Source organism: Rhodococcus sp. NPDC059234, assembly GCF_042754225.1.
Lineage (GTDB): Bacteria > Actinomycetota > Actinomycetes > Mycobacteriales > Mycobacteriaceae > Rhodococcus_G.
Map to the genome: position 1 here is coordinate 1 of NZ_JBHZAH010000217.1, position 1,715 is coordinate 1,715.

Consider the following 1,715-nt stretch of genomic DNA (forward strand, 5'->3'; position numbering starts at 1 on the left):
GGGTGCGGACACTCCGTAACCACACCACTGCGCGTCAGCGCCTGCGGCGGCCGGTCCCGAAGATCGAACGGGAGATCTCGCGGCCGGCGACGGTCGCCGCGGACCGCAGGAAGCTCTTGACCGCGGGGTTGTCCATGATCTTCTCCACCGCGCTCGGCTCGTCGGGTGCGGGCGGCGGCAGGTCGGGCAGATCCGGCAACGCCGGCGGCAGGTCCAGTCCGTCGCTCGGCGCACCGGAGACCTTCGCGGTCAGCCGCTCGTAGGCCGACTCCCGGTCGATCGTCTCGCCGTACTTCGCGTGCAGCGCGCTCGCCGCGGCCGCCGCCCGGATCGCAGGTTCCCCGATGGTGTCCATCAGCGAGCGCGGCGGCGGAATCTTCGCCCACGCCACCGGCGTCGGGGCGCCCTTCTCCGAGAGCACCGTCACCACGGCCTCGCCGGTGCCCAGCGAGGTGAGCGCCTTCTCGAGGTCGTAGTGCTCGGTCTTCGGGTAGGTCCGGACCGTCTTGGTCAGCGCCTTCTGGTCGTCCGGGGTGAACGCGCGCAGGGCGTGCTGGATGCGCGCGCCGAGCTGCGAGAGCACGTTGTTCGGCACGTCCGTCGGCAGCTGCGTGCAGAAGAACACGCCGACGCCCTTGGACCGGATCAGCTTGACCGTCTGCTCGACCTGCTGCAGGAACGCCTTCGACGCGTCCGCGAACAGCAGGTGCGCCTCGTCGAAGATGAACACCAGCTTGGGCTTGTCGACGTCGCCGACCTCGGGCAGCGTCTGGAACAGGTCGGCGAGCACCCACATCAGGAACGTGGAGAACATCACCGGCCGGGCGGCCTGGGCCCCGAGCTCGAACAGCGTGACGACGCCCTTGCCGTCGGATCCGACCCGCAGCAGGTCCGCCGTGTCGAGTTCCGGCTCACCGAAGAAGGTGTCGCCGCCGTCCGCCTCGAGGTTCACCAGCGCCCGCAGGATCACCCCGGCGGTCGCCGACGACACCCCGCCGATGCCCTTCAGGTCCGCCTTGCCCTCGTCCGAGGTCAGGTGCGCGATCACCGAGCGAAGGTCCTTGAGGTCCAGCAACGCCAGGCCCTGGGTGTCGGCCCAGTGGAAGATCAGCCCGAGGGTGGACTCCTGGGTGTCGTTGAGCCCCAGCACCTTGCTCAGCAGGATCGGCCCGAAACTGGTGATGGTCGCGCGCACCGGGATACCGATGCCGCCGGTGCCGAGCGAGAGGAACTCGACCGGGAACGCCGTCGGCGTCCAGTCGGCGACGCCGGTCTCGACGGCGCGGGCGGCGATCTTCTCCCCCGCCTGGCCGGGCGCGGACAGTCCCGACACGTCGCCCTTGACGTCGGCCATCACCACGGGAACCCCTGCGGCGGAGAGCTGTTCGCAGATCCCCTGCAACGTCTTGGTCTTGCCGGTGCCGGTCGCTCCCGCAACGAGTCCGTGGCGGTTGAGGGTCGCGAGCGGAATGCGTACGCGCGCGGTGGGATCGACGACGCCGTCGACGATGATCGTGCCGAGCTCGAGCGCCCCGCCGTCGAACGCGTAGCCGGCGGCGATGTCCTGTGCCGCCGAGACGGGCGCCGGCGGCGTTGCAGCGACGGCCGTTTCGACAGCCGCCGGTGCGGCGACGGGCTCCGCGGCCGGCCTGGCCGGCGTCTTCGCCGCGGCCACCTTCGCCGCGTGCTCACGCTCGGCGGCCGCGGCCGCCTCC

The 1,715-nt window shown here is 71.3% G+C and carries 1 protein-coding gene; it reads right to left on the bottom strand.

The window, feature by feature from the left end:
* Positions 1–34: 34 nt before the first annotated feature.
* The coding region (locus ACFXGJ_RS24355) for a helicase HerA-like domain-containing protein (RefSeq protein ID WP_378625842.1) at positions 35–1,715 on the bottom strand (1,681 nt) is incomplete at its 5' end.